This window comes from Rhodococcus sp. PAE-6, from assembly GCF_025290685.1.
GTDB classification, from domain to species: domain Bacteria; phylum Actinomycetota; class Actinomycetes; order Mycobacteriales; family Mycobacteriaceae; genus Rhodococcus; species Rhodococcus pyridinivorans.
This window is the reverse complement of record NZ_JAOCLZ010000011.1, coordinates 1-19,461: the sequence shown is the minus strand read 5'-3', so window position 1 is coordinate 19,461 and position 19,461 is coordinate 1. Positions and strand designations below refer to the sequence as shown.

The following is a 19,461-nucleotide window of genomic DNA, read 5'->3' as shown; positions in this document are numbered from 1 at the left end:
TCCGGAAGGGGCCTTCGTCGTTCGGCTACTTGCCGCGGATCGCGTCGAAGACGGCCGGATCGACGAGCGTCGAGGTGTCGCCGAGCTCGCGGCCCTCGGCGACGTCGCGCAGCAGGCGGCGCATGATCTTGCCCGACCGGGTCTTCGGCAGTTCCGGCACAACGGTGATCTGACGGGGCTTGGCGATCGGGGAGATTTCCACCGCCACGTGATCGCGCAGTTCCTTGATGAGCGTGTCGCCGGTGTTCTCGACGTGCTCGCGCAGGATCACGAACGCGACGATGCCCTGACCGGTGGTCTCGTCCGCCGCGCCGACGACCGCGGCCTCGGCGATAGACGGGTGCGACACGAGCGCCGACTCGACCTCCGAGGTGGAGATGCGGTGACCGGAGACGTTCATGACATCGTCGACGCGGCCGAGCACCCACAGCGCTCCGTCGTCGTCGTAACGCGCACCGTCGCCGGCGAAGTACCAGCCCTGCTCGGCGTAGCGCGACCAGTAGGTCTCGCGGTAACGCTGCTCGTCGCCCCAGATGCCGCGCAGCATCGCCGGCCACGGCTGATCGAGCACCAGGTAGCCGTTACCGCCCGCGCCGAGCGGGGTGGCCTCGTCGTCGACGATCTTCGCGGAGATGCCGGGCAGCGGCGCCATCGCCGAGCCGGGCTTGGTGGCCGTGATGCCGGGCAGCGGCGAGATCATGATCGCGCCGGTCTCGGTCTGCCACCAGGTGTCGACGATCGGGGCCGAATCCGCGCCGATGACCTCGCGGTACCAGCGCCACGCCTCCGGGTTGATCGGCTCGCCGACGCTGCCGAGCAGACGGATCGACGACAGGTCGTGGGCGTCGGGAATCTCGCGACCCCACTTCATGAACGTGCGGATCAGCGTCGGGGCGGTGTAGTAGATCGACACCCCGTACTTTTCGATGATCTCGAAGTGCCGGTGCTCGTTCGGCGAATTGGGGGTGCCCTCGTAGACGACCTGGGTGACACCGTTGCTCAGCGGGCCGTAGACGATGTAGCTGTGGCCGGTGACCCAGCCGATGTCGGCGGTGCACCAGTAGACGTCCTTGCCCGGCTTGTGGTCGAAGACGTAGTGGTGGGTGTACGACGCCTGGGTCAGGTAGCCACCCGAGCTGTGGATGATGCCCTTGGGCTTACCCGTGGTGCCCGAGGTGTACAGGATGAACAGCGGGTGCTCGGAGTCGAACGGCTGCGCTTCGTGCTCGGGGGAGGCCTTCTCGACGGTCTCGTGCCACCACAGGTCTCGCCCTTCGGTCCACTCCACGTCGATGCCGGTGCGCGCGACGACCAGCACATGCTCGATCGACTTCGCATCGGCGACGGCCTCGTCGGCGGCTGCCTTGAGCGGCGCGGCCTGGCCACGACGCCACTGACCATCGACCGTGACGAGCAGCTTGGCCTGCGCGTCGTCGATGCGCGAGCGCAATGCCGACGACGAGAAGCCGCCGAAGACCACCGAATGGGTCAGACCGAGGCGCGCGCACGCGAGCATGGTGACGATGGCCTCGGGGATCATCGGCATGTAGATCGCGACGCGATCGCCGGCGACCAGACCGAGCTCGGTGAAGGTGTTTGCGGCGCGGGAGACCTCGGCGAGGAGGTCGTTGTAGGTCAGCGACCGGCTGTCGCCGGGCTCGCCCTCGAAGTGGATGGCGACCCGATCGCCGTTACCGGCCTCGACGTGCCGGTCGACGCAGTTGTAGGCGACGTTGAGCTTGCCGCCGACGAACCACTTCGCCAGCGGTGCGTTCGACCAGTCGAGCACTTCCGTCCAGGGCTCCGCCCAGTCGAGTCGTTTCGCCTGTTCGTCCCAGAATCCGAGCCGATCGGCGTCGGCCGCGGCCTGCAGTTCCGGACCGGCGTTGGCCGTGGCGGTGAACTCCGGGCTCGGCGGGTACGCCTTCGATTCGTGCTCCTGGGCTGCGCTCGTCATGGTGCAGGGCCTCTTTCCGGGATGGTTCCATTCGGGCTCTTGTGAGCGTAATCATCTGTGACCGGCGCCGCACCGTTGCATCGATATGCAACCCCGTCACTTTCGCTCATCGGTCGAATTCGCGCGACGAACGGCATTCGGGCACGACCGGTGAACCTCTCGTCCGTCCACCGCGTGCGCGCCGGTACCGTCGTCGGCGTGACCGACCCTCTTCAGCCTCTCGTCGACCTTCCGGGCGTACGCGACGCCGCCGACCGTGCCCGCGACGCGCTCGCGGAGGTGCATCGTCATCGAACCAATCGGCGTGGTTGGGCGAACACCGCCGCGGAGGCATCGGTGCGGGCCGCCCGCGCCTCGGCGTCGATCGACGGCGGGTCGACGGAACTTCCGCAGCCGGGGGAGAGCGGCGATCCGATCCTGGCCGGAGCGCTGCGGGTCGCGCAGTCGCTCGACGGCGACGCGCTCGACAACATGGTCGCGACGTGGCGACGTGCCCCGCTTCAGGCACTCGCCCGCCTGCACCTTCTCGCTGCCGCGGATCTCGTGGAGGACGCCGAGGAGCTGGGTCGTCCGCGGACGGAGCCGGGGGTCGCCGAGCGTCTCGACGGGCTCGCGCAACTCGTCACCGGGGGGACGAACGCCCCGGCGCCCGTTCTCGCTGCGGTCGTGCACGGTGAACTGTCCGTCCTGAAGCCCTTCGGTGTCGCCGACGGCATCGTGGCGCGGGCCGCGTCCCGGCTCGTGTGCGTCGCGTCCGGACTCGATACGCGCAATCTGGGCGTACCGGAGGTCCACTGGATGCGCCGGTTGCAGGCCTACCGCGACGGGGTCGCCGGATTCGGGGCGGGAACCGTGGAGGGCGTCGGCGGCTGGGTGTTCTTCTGCTGTGGGTCGCTCGAGGCCGGGGCTCGTGAGGCCGGCTCGATCGCCGAGGCGTTCGCCGGCTGAGTGCCGGGCGGGGCTTCGCCGGCCGAATCGCGGCCTGTACGCGAAACCCCCTGCACGCGAAAGCGGGTGGCATATCGATCGAGATCGATTCCGCCACCCGCTAGCACGGGCGGTCCGAGTTACCATGCGTGCTGAAATGGGTTGTGATTCAACGGCCTCGGCGATGATCCGGGTATCGTCGATTCGTCCTCGCAACGGGTGCGGGGTACTCGTCTTCGAAAATCCGGAACTCGCAGGCCCACAACACTCGTGCCCTTATAGTGGCATCGGCTTCGCGTGGGTACTCGGTGTCCGTGCTGGGAAGAACAGTCGGGAGATCGAATCTTCTCTTCCGATTCGGTCTTGGCCTTCCGTCCTTCCGTAACTCCTTTCTACCCCGTCCGCGAGATGTCGGCAAGCCCCCGACGGCAATGTTTGTTCTCGATTCCGCGGCGAGTGACCCTGAGTGTCAACGCATCCGGCGCTTGGCCAGTCGGCGGGTGGCACCCAGTATCAGTGCGGTCGCTCCGAGGGTCGCGGCGAGCGTCGCCAGGGCGCGCGGCGACGGACGGGCACGACGTCCGAGCGGTACGGGCCGGGCGAAAGTGAGAACAGGCCAACCGTTTTCGTTTGCTTCCCGGCGCAGCGGGCGGTCGGGGTTGACCGCGCGCGGATTGCCGACCTCCAGCAACATCGGCAGGTCGGTGGCCGAATCGGAGTACGCGTAGCTGCGGGAGAGATCGTAACCGTACTGCTCGGCGAGCTCGCGGATCGCGACCGCCTTCGCCTCCCCGAAGCAGTAGAACTCGAGCTCGCCGGCGTAGCGGCCGTCGACGATCCGCATCCGGCTCCCCGTGCTGTGGGAGGCACCGAGTGTCCGGGCGATCGGAGTCACCACTTCCTGGCCGGATGCGGACACGATGATCACGTCGTGACCGCGGGCCCGGTGATCGGCGATCAGATCCTTCGCCTCCGCGTAGACGAGCGGTGTCACGACGTCCTGCAGGGTCTTCTCGACGATCGATCCGACCTGCTCGACATCCCATCCATTGCACATGTGCGCGATGTGTTCTCGCATCCGGTCCACCCGGGCCTGATCGGCCGCCGACAACAGGTAGAGGAGCTGGGCGTAGGTGCTCTGCAGCACGGCCCGGCGGCTGAGGAGACCCTCCTCGAAGAACGGCCGGGTGAACGCCAGCACGCTCGACTTGGCGATGACGGTCTTGTCGAGATCGAAGAACGCTGCGATGCGAGCCGAGTCCGGTGAGCCCCCCGTCGACGGGGCCGGTCGGGACGGATTCACGGACGTATCGGTCACGATCACCACAATAGGGGCGCGCCGCGCCGGTGTTTGAAGTTGCAAGCAGTCACGCCTAGCGGTGTACTATCGCGAATGCCCGGGTCGATACTCGGGTTGTGTTCAGCCCGACCCCCCGGGGCTGAACGCAGACGGCCCTCGCCTCCTCCCCCCTGGCGAGGGCTGTCGCTTTGTCCGAGGCCTTTTCCGCACGTCTCCGTACTGTCTTCTACACCCGCCGACCTGCGCACAGGTGCGACGAGGGGGCGCACGGCCGGGTTGTCCACAGGTCCCTGATCCATCCACAGGCGGGGCTTCCGAGGCCGTTTCCGCGACACTCACGACCCCGTAGCGGGGCAGCCTGTCGGGCATGAACGACATCCTCGGACTGGTCGACGATCCCGCGCTGGTCGCCGACCTCCATCGTGTGGTCGCGGCGGCCGACCGCACACTGCACGAGATGTCCGTGCCGGTGCCCCGCAGGGCGTGGACCGACGCGGCGATCGTCGTCCTCGATGCGTCCGCCGCAGCGGCATGCGCGGCCGGATATCCCCGCCGCCCCGGCGTGATCCTCGTGTGCAGCGGGACGGCCGGCCTGGCGGACTGGCAGGCCGCCGCGACCGTCGGCGCCGAACACGTCCTCGCCCTCCCGTCCGAGGAGGTGGAACTGCTCTCGATCGTCGCCGCCGCTGACGAGCCCTCGACGGGTGCCGGCACCGTCCTCGCGGTCGTCGGAGGATGCGGGGGAGCGGGCGCGTCGACCTTCGCCGCCGCACTCGCCTGGGCCGCGGGGAACGACGAACGACGCGACACCCTGCTCGTCGACGCCGATCCGTTCGGCGCGGGACTCGACGTCCTGACCGGTCTCGAGGAGTGTCCGGGAGTGCGGTGGTCCGGTCTCACCGTCGACGGTGGACGGGTCTCCGCGCGTGCCCTGCGCGACGCCGTACCCGTATGGGCATCCGGGGTGGGCGTCCTGTCCACCGACCGCGAGAACACCGATCGGCTCACCGCCGTCGCCGCAGAGTCGGTCGTCGACGGGGTGCGCGGAGCGGGAGCAACCGTCGTCTGCGATGTGGGGCGCAGCTTCGACCCGGTCGCCGACGCGGTGATCGCACTGGCCGACCTCACCGTCGTCGTCGTGCCGGCCCGGATCGGTGCGGTGCTCTCCGCTACCCGGGTCGCCCGCACGCTCGCGGCGCGGGGTGAACCGGCCGGAGTCGTCGTCCGCGGGCCCGCACCCGGTGGCTTGCGAGCCGTCGACGTGTCCGACGCGGTGGGCCTGGACGTGCTCACCTCGATGCGTCCCGAGCCGGGCTTGAGCGAGATGCTCGAACGCGGGGGCCTGCGGCTGCGGTCACGCTCGCCGTTGCTCGGTGCGGCGCACGACGTGCTGGCGGCCGTCGGGGCCGACCGCGCCGGCCCGGGACGTGCGGCATGACCGGGACCCTCGGGGACGACCTCCTTTCGCGGGTCCGCGACCGGCTGGCCGACGAGACCGGGGAGCTCACTCCGACCCGCGTCGCCGCAGCCCTGCGCGCGGAATCCGGTGGAGTACTCGGAGACTCCGATCTGCTTGCGGCACTGCGGCATCTGCAGACCGAACTGACCGGTGCGGGCCCGCTCGAGGATCTGCTGGCAGACCCGGCCGTGACCGACGTGCTCGTCACCGCGCCCGATCGCGTCTGGGTGGATCGTGGCAACGGGCTGCACCTGACCGAGGTCACCTTCCCCGACGAGGCCGCGGTCAGACGACTCGCGCAGCGATTGGCGCTGTTCGCCGGGCGTCGGCTCGACGACGCCCAGATGTGGGTCGACGGCAGGTTGCCCGGGCACGGTGAGTTCGGTGTCCGGCTGCACGCGGTGCTCTCCCCGGTCGCGCAGGCCGGGACGTGCCTGTCACTGCGGGTCCTGCGGCCCACGACCCAGGGACTCGAAGCACTGCGGGATCGCGGTGCGGTCTCCGAGGTCGCCTATCGGTTGCTGCTGCGCATCGTCCGCGCGCGCCTGGCCTTCCTCGTCGTCGGCGGCACGGGTGCGGGCAAGACGACGATGCTCGCGGCGCTGCTCGGCGCGGTGGATCCGACCGAACGCATCGTCTGTGTCGAGGACGCCGCCGAACTGGTCCCGGCCCACCCGCACGTGGTGCGCCTCGTGGCACGGGCACCAAACGTGGAGGGCGTCGGCGAGGTCACCGTCCGCGATCTCGTGCGGCAGGCGCTGCGGATGCGACCGGACCGCATCGTCATCGGCGAGGTGAGAGGCGCCGAGGTCGTCGATCTTCTGACCGCGCTGAACACGGGTCACGACGGCGGCGCAGGGACCGTGCACGCCAATTCGCCCGACGAGGTGCCCGCGCGACTCGAGGCTCTCGCCGCACTCGGCGGCCTCGATCGAGCGGCGCTGCACAGCCAGCTCGTCGCCGCGGTGCAGGTGATCCTGCACGTCCACCGCGGCAGCGACGGAGCGCGACGTCTCGTGGGGATCGGCGTGGTCGAGCGGGACCCCGTCGCAGGCGTGATCGTCACACCGGCATGGACCCACGACAGGGGCGACGAGCACGGCATGGACGCCCTCGAGCGGATCCTGCGTCGACGGGATGCGCCGTGAACGCGACGATCCTGTGCCTCGCGGCGGCGCTGTTCGTCCTGCCGTCGTCCTCGGCCCGCCGTCGACTGCGACGCGGGGTGCCCGACGCGGCGCCGCGCCCGATACCGCGCGCCCTAGTCGTCGGGGTGATGGTCGTCGTGCTCGCGACGGTTGTGGTGTGGGCGGGAATCACACCGGCTGTGGCCGGCGCGACCGTCGCGACGACCGCGGTGTGGCGTCGCCGAGCCCGGCGCCGCGCTGCGGAGCTCGATCGGCAACGACGGATGTTGCTGTCGGGACTCGACACCGTGATCGCCGATCTGCGGGTGGGGACGCATCCCGCCGACGCGTGCGAGACGGCGGCCCGGGAGACGGCCGGGTCCGTCGCCGATGCCTTCCGGGTCGCTGCGGCCCGGGCGCGACTCGGCGGGTCGGCGGCACACGGACTACGTTCGGCCACAGCATCCTCGAATGGTGTCGCCGACAGTCTGGGTCGTGTCGCCGATGCGTGGGCCGTCTCCGACCGCCACGGTCTCGCCCTCGCCGAACTGCTCGGGGCCGCGCGTATCGATCTGGCCGCGCGTATGCGGATCCGTGCCCGTACGGAGGCCGGACTTGCCGGTGCTCGGGCCACGGCGACGGTTCTGGCGGGACTGCCGGTGCTCGGGGTGGGTCTCGGGCAACTCATGGGCGCTGCTCCGCTCGGCATCCTCCTCGCCGGTGGGCTCGGCGGCGTCATGCTCGTGGTCGGCACTGCGCTGGTCTGTGTGGGTCTGCTGTGGACGGACCGGATCGCGGCACGGGTGAGGGCATGAGCGCGACGTGGGCGGTGTTGCTGGGAGCGGCCTCTCTCGTCGTCGCACCGACCCCTCGTGGAACCACCCGCTTGTTCTCCACGAGAACCCTTGCTGCCGCGTCGGATACAACTGAACCCGAGACCGACCCGCACGCGTTTCCCGCTGCCTTCGATCTCTTCGCGGCGTGCCTGCGCGCAGGGATGCCCGCCGGTTCTGCGGCGCGGGTCGTCGCGGAATCCGCTCCACCCGACCTCGCGGCGGCGTTGCGGAGAGGTGCCGACCGATTGGCGCTCGGAGCCGATCCGGCCGATGCGTGGGGAGGTTCGGGAGCGGTCGACGCGCTGGACGATTTCGCCCGCGCGGCACGACGATCCGCGAAATCCGGTGCGCCCCTGTCGGACACCGTCGCCGAACTCGCGGTCCGGCATCGCGCCGAGACGGAGGACCGGGTCGCCGCCGAGATCGATCGGGCCGGAGTACTCGTGAGCGGGCCGCTCGGTCTGTGCTTTCTGCCTGCCTTCGTGTGCCTGGGCATCGTGCCGGTCGTCGTCGGCCTGGCGCGGGACGTCCTGGGTGCGGGGCTGATGTGAACGTCGGCGCGGACGGTCCGCGCCGCTCGGATGGGAGGGACGGAAGATGGGGAAACGAACAGTGACCGAAGCGTTTGCACACAGTCTGCGCGGTCGCCTCGGCGGGCTCGTCGTGCAGGACGACGGCATGTCGACGGCGGAATATGCGATCGGGACCATTGCGGCGGCGGCTTTCGGGGCGGTGCTGTACACCGTGGTGACCGGCGATTCGATCGTGTCCGCGCTGACGGGCATCGTCGAGCGTGCCCTGAACACGGCGGTGTGATACCGACGCATGCGAAAGATGCTCGGACGACGCTGGTTACGCGCCTTCGTTCGTGAGGACGAAGGCGGGGTCACCGTCGAAGCGGCTCTCGCCGTCGCAAGCCTGGTCACGGTGCTCGTGCTGTGCCTCGGCGCGGTGCTGGGCATCGCGTACCAGGTGCGGTGCCATGACGCCGCCCGTGAAGCCGCCCGCCTCGCCGCGCGGGGAGATCAAGCGAGGGCGGTCGATGTGGCCACGCGAGTCGCGCCTCCGGACGCACGCGTGGCGGTACGCGAGGAAGGAGATCTGATCGTGGCGGTCGTGACTGCGGAGAGTCCGCTGCTCCCGTTGCTGACCCTCACGGCCGAGGCGGTGGCGGTGCGCGAGCCGGAAGGAACGCGATGAGGTCGGGCCCGTCCCTCCTCGGCGACGACGGGAGCGCGAGTGTGATCGGCTGCGCCGTGATGGCCGGCCTCATCGCGATCACGGCCACGTTGCTGCACGTCGGGTCGGTCGTCGTCGCACGTCATCGTGCGCAGGCGGCGGCCGACCTGGCGGCGGTGGCGGTCGCCTCGGCACTGGACCGCGGGGTCGTGGAGGCTTGCGAGGCGAGCGAGGCGATCACCACACGGATGCGAGTGCGATTGCGGCGCTGCGAGATCGAAGAGTGGGATGCGCTCGTCGAGGTCACCGCTGAGGTGTCGGCTCTCTTCGGCGGGAAGGAGGCGACGGCCGTCGCGCGAGCCGGTCCTGCCCGATGAGGCCCGTCGGCGGTCGCTCGCGGCCGTATCCAGCGCATTCGCGCTCGTTGCTTGCCTGTGCTCGCATCCAGCGGTTGCCGCCCGACCCGTACACGAAGCGGCTGCTGGCAGCCGTTCCCGTCCCGGATCCGGCCGAGTAGGCGCGCCGGTGGCCTGAATCGCCGTCACCCCTCGATCGCAGCGAGGACGGCATCGAGGACGGCGACCGCCCCGGCCTTGTCGAGCGGATCGTTGCCGTTCCCGCACTTGGGGGAGTACACGCACGACGGGCATCCGGCGGCACATTCGCAGGCCGCGACCGCATCGCGGGTCGCGGTGAGCCACTTGGTGATCCGGTGGTATCCGCGTTCGGCGAATCCGGCGCCGCCGGGCTGTCCGTCGTAGACGAAGACGGTGGGCAGCCCGGTGTCGGGGTGCAGATCGGTGGAGACGCCGCCGATGTCGCCCCGATCGCACGTCGCGAGCAGGGGGAGCAGGCCGATCGCGGCGTGCTCGGCGGCGTGGAGTGCCCCGGGCACGCGATCGGGGGTCACCCCGATCCGGTCGAGCAGGTCGGGGTCGATCGTGTACATCACCGCGCGGGTGTCGAGCGTGTGCTCGGGCATGTCGAGGGGAATCTGGTCGAGCACCTCTCCGGACGGCAGGCGGCGCAGATAGCCGACCACCCGGTGCGTCACCTCGACCCCCACGGACGCGACGGTGACGGGTCCGAACTCGCGGTGTTCGTCGACGGAGATGCAACAGATGTCGGTGATCTCGCGTGCGCTCGTCGACCATTCCGGGTCCTCGGCGTGCACGAGGGCGATGCCATCCTCGAGATACAACTCGTCGACGACGACGGTCTCACCCTGGTGCAGGTGCACAGCTCCGGGATGGACGGTCGCGGGGGCGCGGGCGGCGTCGACGGTGCCGAGCATGCGACCGGTGTCACCCTCGACGATCGAGACCTGGCGGCCGATCCCGCCGCGGATCTCGACATCGCCGTGCGGTTGCGTTCCCGGGGTGACGAACCAGCCGTGCGGGCGGCGGCGGATCAGTCCCTGCTCCGCGAGGTCCGTGAGGACGTCGAGCGCGCCGAACTCCTCGACCTCGGCATCGCTGATCGGCAGTTCCGATGCGGCGCAGAGAAGTTGGGGCCCGAGCACGTACGGATTGTTCGGATCGGTGACCGTCGCCTCGACCGGCCGGTCGAGCAGTGCCTGCGGATGGTGCACGAGATAGGTGTCGAGCGGATCGTCCCGCGCGACCAGCATGACGAGCGAACCCTGCCCGCGGCGACCGGCGCGACCGCCCTGCTGACGGAAGGACGCGACCGTGCCCGGGAATCCGGCGACGATCACCGCGTCCAGACCGGCGATGTCCACGCCGAGTTCGAGGGCGTTGGTGCTGGCGACGCCGAGCAGACGGCCGTCGGAGAGCGCGGCCTCGAGGTCGCGCCGGTCCTCGGCGAGGTAGCCCGCCCGGTAGGCCGCCACCCGGTCGACGAGATCCGGTGCCGCCTCGGCGAGAAGCCGACGTGCACCCATGGCCGTGAGCTCGGCGCCGTGACGCGACCGGACGAACGCCAGGGTGCGGGCACCCTCGACGACGAGGTCGGCGAGAAGGCGCGCGGCCTCGGTCCCGGCGGCCCGCCGCACCGGGGCGCCGTGTTCGCCCGTGAGTTCGCGCAGCAGGGGCGGCTCCCACATCGCGATCGTGCGGGGTCCGTGCGGCGAGCCGTCCTCGGTGATCTCGCGGCAGGGTGCTCCGATGAGCCGGGACGCCGCTGCCCCCGGTTCCGCGGTCGTCGCGGAGGCGAGGACGAAGACGGGATCGGCGCCGTACCGGCGGGCCACGCGCCGGAGCCGACGCAGGATCAGGGCGACGTGCGAGCCGAACACACCCCGGTAGGAGTGGCATTCGTCGACGACGACGTACCGCAGGCGGCGCCACAGCCGGGCCCATCGTGCGTGGGCGGGCAACAGCGACAGGTGCAGCATGTCGGGATTGGTGAAGATCCAGCGCGAGTGCCGGCGCGTCCACTGCCGGATCTCGGTGGAGGTGTCGCCGTCGTAGGCACACGCGCACACGGTCGACAGGCCGTCGATGTCGGAGGTCAGTTCGGTGACCGCGCGCAGCTGGTCGGCGCCGAGGGCCTTGGTGGGCGACAGGTAGAGAGCGGTGGCCTGCGGGTCGTCGGCGAGCGCGCTCAGGACGGGCAGCTGGTAGGCGACCGACTTGCCCGACGCGGTGCCGGTGGACACCACCACGTTCTCCCCGCCGGCCGCGATGTCGGCGGCGCTCGCCTGGTGGTGCCAGGGACGCTCGACGCCCTGGTCGCGGAAGGCCCGGACGACGTCCTCGTGCGCCCACTGCGGCCAGTCGCTGTGGTGGGCGGGCCGGGCCGGGATCTCTGCGACGTGGGTCAGCGGTGACTCGCCCGTCGGGGTGCCGGCGAGCAGCCGGTCGAGCAGCTCGCGACCGTAGGTGGGGGCGGTGGCGTCGCCGTTGTGGAGGAAGGGCGAGCCGGTCACGCAGTACTCCGCTGGGTCGGACGAGGTGTCTGTCGAAAACGTCTGTCGGATAGGAATGTGTCGGATACGGCGAGGCTGTGTCGGATGCGGGAGACCCGGGTCCGGGACGAGTGGGGCCACAGTGGCCTCCCGTAACATGGGAGCAACAGCTACCCGTGGGTAATGCTACCGAGACATGAACAAGATCAGGGAATTGGCACGTTTGTGCCCATTCCTACTGTTGCGCGTGCCCAGAACGTGGTTGACTGACACCCGGTCGCAGCTTCTGTGTTCGTAGACTTGGAAAAGTGCACGCTCGCAGGATCGATGGTTGCGAGCGCGGTGCTTTAGCTCTTCCAACGGGGGACTCGAGAAGTACAGCGGTCGGAACCGGGACCTGGCGGATCGCGTACCCGGCGGTTCGTCGAATCCGGTGTTAGAAAGAGAAGGAAAAGCATGGCACAGGGCACTGTGAAGTGGTTCAACGCGGAGAAGGGCTTCGGCTTCATCGCTCCTGAGGACGGCTCCGCCGACGTGTTCGTTCACTACTCCGAGATCCAGGGTTCCGGCTTCCGCACCCTCGAGGAGAACCAGCGAGTCGAGTTCGAGGTCGGTCAGGGCACCAAGGGCCCGCAGGCCACCGGCGTGCGCGCACTCTGATCCACCCGCTCGAGCGAGCAACCGGGCAAGGTCAACCACCTCGCCCGATCGTCCCCCGTCGCCTCAGGTGATGGGGGACGATGCATTTCCGGGACGTGTGCGCGAACCGGTCGTGGGACCTCACCGCCTCGTCGCGCTCACGGAGCCGGGAGAGGAGGACCCGTGAGTCAACTGTCCTTCTTCGGGGCCGACACGATGCCGCCGGCCCTGGCCGACCTGAGCGGCCTGCTCGCGGCACACGGACGTGCGCGTCTCACCGACGACGGCGCGGTGCTGACCGTGGAGGTCGACGCCGAGTGGCGCGCCCGTGCGATCGGGCAGCTCGTGACCGACACGGGAGTCGAGGCGGACATCGCCGTCGACGGCGAGCTGTTCACCGTCAGCACATCCGTCGACCCCGCTCTCGTCCCGCTCGCGACCCAGTGGAGCAGCGACGACGGCAAGACGGTCCCGACCGGCTGGATCCCGTCCTCGCGGGCCCAGCGGGCGTGGTTCCTCGCGTCCGGTCGCATGGAGGTCGAGGGAGCACAGTATGTTCTCGGTCTGGATGCGACGGCTCCCGACACCCATGCAGTTCTGGCGCAGGCGCTCATGCGCGCCGGCATCGCACCGACCCTGATCGGTACGCACGGCACCGGTGGACCGGGGTTGAGGATCTCCGGCCGGAGGCGTCTGACGAGGCTCGTCGAGAACATCGGTGCACCTCCGGACGCCGACGCGGCACGACGGATCTGGCCGCACGTGGAGCCGGGTGATCATCACTTGTGAAGAGCCGTTCCCCGAGGATGTGCGACCCTGTGTGTGGCCGCGTCTGGGGAACGGGTCGGTATACATGTCTTCGAACAAGGCGACATGTCGGCAATGAGGGAAGGTGCGGGCGGCACGGTGGCAGCACGGGAGAAGAGCACTGCGGGCGGTTCGTCGGGCACGCGTCGGCTCGTGATCGTCGAGTCCCCGACCAAGGCGAGGAAGATCGCCCCCTACCTCGGCCGCGACTACGTCGTCGAGGCATCGGTCGGTCACATCCGCGACCTGCCGCGCGGTGCCGCGGACGTTCCCGCCAAGTACAAGGGCGAGTCGTGGGCGCGCCTCGGTGTCGACGTCGATCACGACTTCGAACCCCTCTACGTCGTCAGCGCCGACAAGAAGACCAAGGTCTCGGAGCTGAAGAGCCTGCTCAAGGACGCCGACGAGCTCTACCTCGCCACCGACCCCGACCGCGAGGGCGAGGCCATCGCCTGGCACCTGCTCGAGACCCTGAAGCCCAAGGTGCCGGTCCGGCGCATGGTCTTCCACGAGATCACCGAGCCCGCTATCCGCGCGGCCGCCGAGAACACCCGCGACCTCGACAACGACCTGGTCGACGCGCAGGAGACCCGCCGCATCCTCGACCGTCTCTACGGTTACGAGGTCAGTCCCGTGCTGTGGAAGAAGGTCATGCCCCGTCTGTCGGCGGGTCGTGTGCAGTCGGTGGCGACCCGCGTGATCGTGCAGCGCGAACGCGAGCGCATGGCGTTCAAGTCCGCCGAGTACTGGGACATCGCGGCCACGATGGACGCCGGCGCCGACGCGAGCCCTCGGTCGTTCGGTGCCCGCCTGGTCAACGTCGACGGTTCCCGTGTCGCCTCGGGTCGCGACTTCGGGCCCGACGGGAACCTGAAGTCGAACGGTGTCGTCGTCCTCGACGAGGACCGCGCCCGCCGCCTCGCGGAGGCACTCGCCGGTGTCGCGTTGACGGTGTCGTCGGCCGAGAGCAAGCCGTACACCCGCAAGCCCTACGCGCCGTTCATGACGTCGACGCTGCAGCAGGAGGCGGGCCGCAAGCTGCGGTTCTCGTCCGAGCGCACCATGCGCACCGCGCAGCGTCTGTACGAGAACGGCTACATCACCTACATGCGTACCGACTCGACGACGCTGTCCGAGTCGGCGATCGCGGCGGCCCGCGCACAGGCCACCCAGCTGTACGGTGCCGAGTTCGTCCATCCGACGCCGCGCCAGTACACCCGCAAGGTCAAGAACGCGCAGGAAGCACACGAGGCGATCCGTCCCGCCGGCGACGTCTTCGCGACCCCCGGCGAGCTGCACGCGCGCCTCGACGGCGACGAGTTCAAGCTCTACGAGCTCATCTGGCAGCGCACCGTCGCCTCCCAGATGGCCGACGCGCGGGGCACCACGCTGACGCTGCGCATCACCGGCACCGCGGGCACCGGCGAGGAGTGCACCTTCTCGTCGTCGGGCCGCACCATCACGTTCCCGGGCTTCCTCAAGGCATACGTCGAGAGTGTCGACGAGGAGGCCGGTGGTCAGTCGGACGACGCGGAGTCGCGCCTGCCGAACCTGTCCGAGGGTGCCTCGGTCACCGCGACGAAGCTCGATCCGGACGGTCACTCCACCAACCCGCCGGCCCGGTACACCGAGGCGAGCCTGATCAAGACGCTCGAAGAGCTCGGGATCGGCCGGCCCTCGACCTACGCGTCGATCATCAAGACCATCCTCGACCGCGGCTACGTCTACAAGCGTGGCAGCGCGCTCGTCCCGTCGTGGGTGGCGTTCGCCGTCATCGGCCTGCTCGAGGCGCACTTCGCCCAGCTCGTCGACTACGACTTCACGGCCGGGATGGAGGACGATCTCGACGAGATCGCCTCCGGTCACCGGCAGCGCACCGACTGGCTGACGCGGTTCTACTTCGGCAGCGACGACGGTCACGAGGAGTCGGTCGCGCGCAAGGGCGGCCTGAAGAAGCTGGTGGGGGAGAACCTCGAGGACATCGACGCCCGCGAGATCAACTCCATCCGCCTGTTCGACGACTCCGAGGGTCGCGAGATCCACGTGCGTGTGGGCCGCTTCGGTCCGTACCTCGAACGGATGGTCACCGACCCGAACAACCCCGACGCCGAGCCGACCTCGCAGCGCGCGAACCTGCCCGACGACCTGCCGCCGGACGAGCTCACCCTCGAATACGCCGAGAAACTCTTCTCGACGCCGCAGGAGGGACGTGTCCTCGGTGTCGATCCGTCGACCGGCTACGAGATCGTCGCGCGGGAGGGTCGCTTCGGTCCCTACGTGACCGAGCTGATCCCCGATCCGGAACCCGAGCCCGAACCGGAGCCGGACGTCACGCCCATCCCCGTCGATGAACTCGGCTCGGAGGGAGAGGGCGGCACGAAGACCGCCACCAAGAAGGCCGTCGCCAAGAAGGCGGCGAAGAAGGCTCCCGCGAAGAAGACCGGTCCGAAGCCGCGCACGGGTTCGCTGTTCAAGACGATGGACCTGTCCACGGTCACCCTGGAAGACGCCCTGAAACTGCTGTCGCTGCCGCGCGTGGTGGGTGTCGATCCGGAGTCCGGCGACGAGATCACCGCCCAGAACGGCCGCTACGGTCCGTACCTGAAGAAGGGCAGCGACTCGCGGTCGCTCGCCAACGAGGAGCAGATCTTCACGATCACGCTCGACGAGGCGCTGAAGATCTACGCGGAGCCGAAGCGCCGCGGCCGGCAGGCCGCCGCCACGCCGCCGCTGCGCGAGCTGGGCACCGACCCGGTCAGCGGCAAGCAGATGGTGATCAAGGACGGCCGGTTCGGCCCGTACGTCACCGACGGTGAGACGAACGCGAGCCTGCGCAAGGGCGACGAGGTCGAGTCCATCACCGACGAGCGGGCATCCGAACTGCTCGCCGACCGTCGGGCACGCGGTCCGGCCAAGAAGACCGCGAAGAAGACGGCGGCGAAGAAGACTGCCGCCAAGAAGACCACCGCCAAGAAGACGGCGGCGAAGAAGACGACGAAGAAGGCTGCCGCGAAGAAGACGACGGACTGACGGTTCCCGTCGGGGTACGCGGATAGCCTCACGGTGTGTACCGCGAACTGCCGTCGGGAATCGTCGGCGTCACACTGTGGCGGTCCGGGCCGTCCGGTGCCCGCGTGGGCGGAACCCACGTGCTGCCGGACGGCTGCATGGACCTCATTCGGCGCGCCGACGGCTTCCTCGTCGCCGGCCCGGACACGACGTCCCAGTTCTCCGATCTGGTGGCGGATCGACCGCTGACGGCCGTCCGGTTCGAACCCGGCCTGGGGCCGCGGTTCTTCGGTGTCGACGCGAGCGAGCTGACCGATCGACGGGTTCCGCTCGACGATCTGTGGCCGTCACGTCGTGTGCGTCTCCTCGCGGCTCGAGCCGAGGACGATCCCGTCGCTGCGCTTGTCGACGCCGTGCGGGGCGCGGTCGACGAACACGATCCGATGGCCGACCTCGCGCGGGCGCTGGCCGCCGGTGCGGCCGTCACGGAGGTCGCCGCGACCCTCGGCTGGAGCGACAGGACGCTGCGTCGTCGCTCGGCTCGGGCCTACGGATACGGACCGAAGACGTTGTCGCGGGTGCTGCGCTTCCGTCGGGCGGTCGCGCGTGCCCGGGCCGGTGACGACTTCGCCCGTGTCGCAGCCGACTGCGGGTACAGCGACCAGGCGCATCTGGCCCGGGAGGTTCGTGCGCTGTCGGGTGTCACTCTCGGTGAACTCGTCCGGAGTCATCCCGGGAGCGCGGCGAACAGGTCGAGACTGTGGCCGTCCGGATCCATCGCGCTCGCGTAGCGCTGTCCCCAGAATGCGTCCCAAGGTGCCTTCGTCGACGTGCACCCGGCCTCGATCAACGCCGCAAGTGTCTCGTCGACCGCGTCGGGGGAGCCACAGTCGAAGGCGAGCGCCGCCCCGCCTCCGGACGACGGCTCGAACTCCGGATCGAAGCTGCTGACGGACTCGACGGTGTCCCACATCAGGCGCAGACCACCGGGGAGAGTGACCTCGAAGTGCGGTACCTCGGGTGCTTCGGTGGGCAGGTCGAGGCCGAGCACTCGATAGCACGCGAAGGACCGATCTAGATCGGCGACGACGAGCCCCACTGCGGAGAAATGAATGGTCATGGCCCGACGGTAGGACCGAGCACGTGCGGCCGTCTTGAACGTTTCGGACACGTGATCCGGACCCGTCGGACCCGGTCGTTAGGCTGAGCGCATGCCCGGGGTCTTCGATCGTCTCGTCGGTCAACGCGATGTCGAGACCGAACTCGTCGCGGCCGCGGTAGCTGCCCGTCGGGGCGACACCGGGTCGGCGATGACGCACTCGTGGCTGTTCACCGGTCCTCCCGGGTCCGGTCGCTCGGTCGCGGCGCTGTGTTTCGCCGCCGCCCTGCAGTGCACCGACGAGGAAACTTCCGGCTGCGGGCGATGCCACGCCTGCACCACCACGATGGCCGGCACCCACGGCGACGTACGGCGGGTCGTGCCCGAGGGACTGACGATCAGCGTCAAGTCGATGCGCGACATCGTGCAGGTCGCGTCGCGGCGTCCCAGCACGGGCCGATGGCAGGTCGTGGTGATCGAGGACGCCGACCGTCTCACCGAAGGCGCCGCGAACGCGCTGCTGAAGGTGGTCGAGGAACCTCCGCAGCGAACGGTCTTCCTCCTGTGTGCGCCGTCGGTCGATCCAGAGGACATCTCGGTGACGCTGCGCTCGCGCTGCCGTCACATCGGGTTGGTCACTCCCAGCGCCGACGCCATCGCGCGCGTCCTCGAGGCCACCGACCGCATCGATCCGAAGACGGCGCAGTGGGCCGCATCCGTCAGCGCAGGCCACGTCGGCCGGGCCCGACGGTTGGCCACCGACGAGGGCGCCCGCGACAACCGGGCACGTGCCCTCGCTGTCGCCGGCGCGGTCCTGCGCCCCGCCACCACCTACTCCGCAGCCGACGACCTCGGCCGCAGCGCCGAGACCGAGGCAAAGGAGATCAGTGCGGAGCGCGACGAGCGCGAGACCGAAGAGCTGAAGACCGCGCTCGGTGCCGGCGGTACCGGCAAGGGTGCCGCGGGTGCGCTTCGCGGTTCGGCCGGGGTCCTCAAGGAACTCGAACGCACTCAGAAGTCGCGGAAGACGCGAACCGAGCGCGACATCATGGACCGAGCCCTGATCGATCTCGCCGGTCTCTACCGGGACGCACTGGTGCACGCCTTCGGATCGCGGGTCACGCTCAACCATCCGGACATGTCGGATCGTGCGGCCGACCTCGCGGCGAGGACCCGGCCGGAGTCGCTGCTCGAGTGCATCGAAGCCATCCTCGACTGCCGGGAGGCGCTCGCCCAGAACGTCAAACCCCGCTTCGCTCTCGCGACGCTTGCAGCCCGGTTGAGCTCGGCGTTCCGGTAGCCGAAGTGCCGGTTTGCATCGGGGTGGGGGTAGTCCGCTAGACTTCGGACGCCGAAAGGCTCGCTGCCTTAGCTCAGTCGGTAGAGCATTTCACTCGTAATGAAAAGGTCGTCGGTTCGATTCCGACAGGCAGCTCCACGAAGGCCCCTCACCACGGTGAGGGGCCTTCGACGTTTCTGCGCGGTGTGCGATTCGCACGGATGATGGAGACATGTTGATGGAACTGTTCTCCTTGGTCCTGATCATCGGCGCTCTCGCCGTGGTGCTGCCCATGGCCGTCCGGGTCTTCCGGGACAAGGACCGTTGACGCGAAGCGACCGCGACCATCGGCGCGCACGAGAGCGGTCTCGGACACGGCGCCGAAATCCTCGACAACCCGGTCACCGCGCAGCATGCTTCTCTCATGGCTGAGTCGTTGAAGGACCGGGTTCGGGAGAAGATCCTGCGGCAGCGCGCCGAGGACGGAGGCCGGCCGATCGGCGACGCCGAAGGGGACGACCCTCGCCTCATGGATCTCCGCAGCGACCTCGCGATGCTGGAGCAGGCCGGCGAGGACGATCCGATCGTCCAGCACCTCGCGGCGAAGTACTGGGTCCCCTGAACACCCTCACAACGACGCTTCGTAAGTCGATAAACCAGCTCTGACCTGGCGATTTGGTGTTCTCGGAGATGTTCGCGTAACTTATTCCAGGTCAGAGCGACACGGACACCGACCCAGGCCGAGAGGAACGGGACAACGAGGTTGGACGAAGGCGCCTGCAGATTTCACTGGTTCGAAACCTTCTGGTAAGGTTTGGAGCCGTACCCGAGGGCCGGAAGGCCCTCGGATGAACAGTCACCCCGGAGTGAACGAACCGGAAGGTTCGGAAACGATGGTGTGTGCGTGTTCTTTGAGAACTCAACAGTGTGCCGATGAATGTCAGTGCCAAATATTTTTGGTACTCCGCTCCATC

At 69.2% G+C, this 19,461-nt stretch carries 18 protein-coding genes and 1 tRNA gene; 15 read left to right on the top strand and 4 right to left on the bottom strand.

Annotated elements, in window-relative coordinates; translation table 11 throughout:
- Positions 1 to 25: 25 nt before the first annotated feature.
- Positions 26 to 1,957 (bottom strand): acetate--CoA ligase, encoded by a 1,932-nt coding sequence (gene acs, locus NVV99_RS19910; RefSeq protein ID WP_024102816.1) that lies wholly within the window; start codon positions 1,955 to 1,957, stop codon positions 26 to 28.
- Positions 1,958 to 2,155: 198 nt separating this feature from the next.
- On the opposite strand from acs, the gene NVV99_RS19905 reads away from it, so the two are divergent.
- The gene (locus NVV99_RS19905) at positions 2,156 to 2,905 is read left to right on the top strand and encodes a hypothetical protein (protein WP_024102817.1); all 750 of its coding nucleotides are present in this window, start codon (positions 2,156 to 2,158) and stop codon (positions 2,903 to 2,905) included.
- 448 nt (positions 2,906 to 3,353) lie between these two features.
- Here the strand turns inward: NVV99_RS19905 and NVV99_RS19900 are convergent, their stop codons facing one another.
- A complete protein-coding gene (locus NVV99_RS19900) occupies positions 3,354 to 4,187 on the bottom strand; it encodes an HAD family phosphatase (RefSeq protein WP_041803954.1) in 834 nt (277 codons plus the stop codon).
- A gap of 364 nt (positions 4,188 to 4,551) precedes the next feature.
- Here NVV99_RS19900 and ssd point away from each other — a divergent pair, with 364 nt between their 5' ends.
- The 7 genes from ssd to NVV99_RS19865 all read left to right on the top strand — a co-directional run bounded on the left by ssd (position 4,552) and on the right by NVV99_RS19865 (position 9,162).
- Positions 4,552 to 5,622: a septum site-determining protein Ssd gene (gene ssd / locus NVV99_RS19895; RefSeq protein WP_019290220.1), complete on the top strand. Its 1,071-nt coding sequence runs from the start codon at positions 4,552 to 4,554 to the stop codon at positions 5,620 to 5,622.
- Positions 5,619 to 6,791 carry a TadA family conjugal transfer-associated ATPase gene (locus tag NVV99_RS19890; RefSeq protein WP_024102820.1) on the top strand — a complete coding sequence of 391 codons (1,173 nt, stop codon included), beginning with the start codon at positions 5,619 to 5,621 and terminating at the stop codon, positions 6,789 to 6,791. The genes ssd and NVV99_RS19890 overlap by 4 nt, the downstream gene beginning before the upstream one ends.
- Positions 6,788 to 7,585 carry a type II secretion system F family protein gene (locus NVV99_RS19885; RefSeq protein ID WP_019290218.1) on the top strand — a complete coding sequence of 266 codons (798 nt, stop codon included), beginning with the start codon at positions 6,788 to 6,790 and terminating at the stop codon, positions 7,583 to 7,585. Before NVV99_RS19890 ends, NVV99_RS19885 begins: the two co-directional genes overlap by 4 nt.
- Positions 7,582 to 8,157 (top strand): type II secretion system F family protein, encoded by a 576-nt coding sequence (locus NVV99_RS19880; protein WP_041803541.1) that lies wholly within the window; start codon positions 7,582 to 7,584, stop codon positions 8,155 to 8,157. Before NVV99_RS19885 ends, NVV99_RS19880 begins: the two co-directional genes overlap by 4 nt.
- Positions 8,158 to 8,218: 61 nt before the next feature.
- Entirely contained in the window at positions 8,219 to 8,422 is a 204-nt protein-coding gene (locus NVV99_RS19875; RefSeq protein WP_024102821.1) for a DUF4244 domain-containing protein, read from the top strand.
- A 9-nt stretch (positions 8,423 to 8,431) separates the two neighbouring features.
- Positions 8,432 to 8,806, top strand: coding sequence for a TadE family type IV pilus minor pilin (locus NVV99_RS19870; RefSeq protein ID WP_100167921.1), 375 nt, complete (start codon positions 8,432 to 8,434; stop codon positions 8,804 to 8,806).
- Positions 8,803 to 9,162, top strand: coding sequence for an Rv3654c family TadE-like protein (locus NVV99_RS19865; protein WP_024102822.1), 360 nt, complete (start codon positions 8,803 to 8,805; stop codon positions 9,160 to 9,162). The genes NVV99_RS19870 and NVV99_RS19865 overlap by 4 nt, the downstream gene beginning before the upstream one ends.
- A gap of 164 nt (positions 9,163 to 9,326) precedes the next feature.
- On the opposite strand, the gene NVV99_RS19860 is transcribed toward NVV99_RS19865, so the two are convergent.
- A complete protein-coding gene (locus tag NVV99_RS19860; protein ID WP_024102823.1) occupies positions 9,327 to 11,675 on the bottom strand; it encodes a DEAD/DEAH box helicase in 2,349 nt (782 codons plus the stop codon).
- A 435-nt stretch (positions 11,676 to 12,110) separates the two neighbouring features.
- Here NVV99_RS19860 and NVV99_RS19855 point away from each other — a divergent pair, with 435 nt between their 5' ends.
- From NVV99_RS19855 to NVV99_RS19840, 4 genes are all read left to right on the top strand, one after another.
- Entirely contained in the window at positions 12,111 to 12,314 is a 204-nt protein-coding gene (locus tag NVV99_RS19855) for a cold-shock protein (RefSeq protein ID WP_003935252.1), read from the top strand.
- A gap of 162 nt (positions 12,315 to 12,476) precedes the next feature.
- Positions 12,477 to 13,082: a hypothetical protein gene (locus NVV99_RS19850; protein WP_024102824.1), complete on the top strand. Its 606-nt coding sequence runs from the start codon at positions 12,477 to 12,479 to the stop codon at positions 13,080 to 13,082.
- Between the two features lie 117 nt (positions 13,083 to 13,199).
- A complete protein-coding gene (gene topA, locus NVV99_RS19845) occupies positions 13,200 to 16,130 on the top strand; it encodes a type I DNA topoisomerase (protein ID WP_024102825.1) in 2,931 nt (976 codons plus the stop codon).
- 35 nt (positions 16,131 to 16,165) lie between these two features.
- Complete coding sequence (locus tag NVV99_RS19840) at positions 16,166 to 16,900, top strand: helix-turn-helix domain-containing protein (protein WP_024102826.1); 735 nt, start codon at positions 16,166 to 16,168, stop codon at positions 16,898 to 16,900.
- Here the strand turns inward: NVV99_RS19840 and NVV99_RS19835 are convergent.
- Positions 16,837 to 17,229 (bottom strand): VOC family protein, encoded by a 393-nt coding sequence (locus tag NVV99_RS19835; RefSeq protein WP_041803956.1) that lies wholly within the window; start codon positions 17,227 to 17,229, stop codon positions 16,837 to 16,839. The two genes, NVV99_RS19840 and NVV99_RS19835, sit on opposite strands and share 64 nt — an antisense overlap.
- Before the next feature lie 91 nt (positions 17,230 to 17,320).
- Here NVV99_RS19835 and NVV99_RS19830 point away from each other — a divergent pair, with 91 nt between their 5' ends.
- The 3 genes from NVV99_RS19830 (at position 17,321) to NVV99_RS19820 (ending at position 19,109) form a co-directional block, all read left to right on the top strand.
- Positions 17,321 to 18,508, top strand: a complete 1,188-nt coding sequence (locus NVV99_RS19830) for a DNA polymerase III subunit delta' (RefSeq protein WP_024102828.1) — start codon at positions 17,321 to 17,323, stop codon at positions 18,506 to 18,508.
- A 62-nt stretch (positions 18,509 to 18,570) separates the two neighbouring features.
- Positions 18,571 to 18,646 (top strand) — tRNA-Thr (locus tag NVV99_RS19825).
- A gap of 265 nt (positions 18,647 to 18,911) precedes the next feature.
- On the top strand, positions 18,912 to 19,109 hold the full coding sequence (locus tag NVV99_RS19820; RefSeq protein WP_006552400.1) for a hypothetical protein: 198 nt from the start codon (positions 18,912 to 18,914) through the stop codon (positions 19,107 to 19,109).
- Positions 19,110 to 19,461: the final 352 nt, after the last annotated feature.

Coding starts and splice junctions, on each gene's coding strand:
- acs (WP_024102816.1), bottom strand. CDS start 1,957: ATGACGAGCGCAGCCCAGGAGCACGAATCGAAGGCGTACCCGCCGAGC.
- ssd (WP_019290220.1), top strand. CDS start 4,552: ATGAACGACATCCTCGGACTGGTCGACGATCCCGCGCTGGTCGCCGAC.
- NVV99_RS19890 (WP_024102820.1), top strand. CDS start 5,619: ATGACCGGGACCCTCGGGGACGACCTCCTTTCGCGGGTCCGCGACCGG.
- NVV99_RS19880 (WP_041803541.1), top strand. CDS start 7,582: ATGAGCGCGACGTGGGCGGTGTTGCTGGGAGCGGCCTCTCTCGTCGTC.
- NVV99_RS19870 (WP_100167921.1), top strand. CDS start 8,432: ATGCGAAAGATGCTCGGACGACGCTGGTTACGCGCCTTCGTTCGTGAG.
- NVV99_RS19865 (WP_024102822.1), top strand. CDS start 8,803: ATGAGGTCGGGCCCGTCCCTCCTCGGCGACGACGGGAGCGCGAGTGTG.
- NVV99_RS19855 (WP_003935252.1), top strand. CDS start 12,111: ATGGCACAGGGCACTGTGAAGTGGTTCAACGCGGAGAAGGGCTTCGGC.
- NVV99_RS19835 (WP_041803956.1), bottom strand. CDS start 17,229: ATGACCATTCATTTCTCCGCAGTGGGGCTCGTCGTCGCCGATCTAGAT.
- NVV99_RS19830 (WP_024102828.1), top strand. CDS start 17,321: ATGCCCGGGGTCTTCGATCGTCTCGTCGGTCAACGCGATGTCGAGACC.
- NVV99_RS19820 (WP_006552400.1), top strand. CDS start 18,912: ATGGCTGAGTCGTTGAAGGACCGGGTTCGGGAGAAGATCCTGCGGCAG.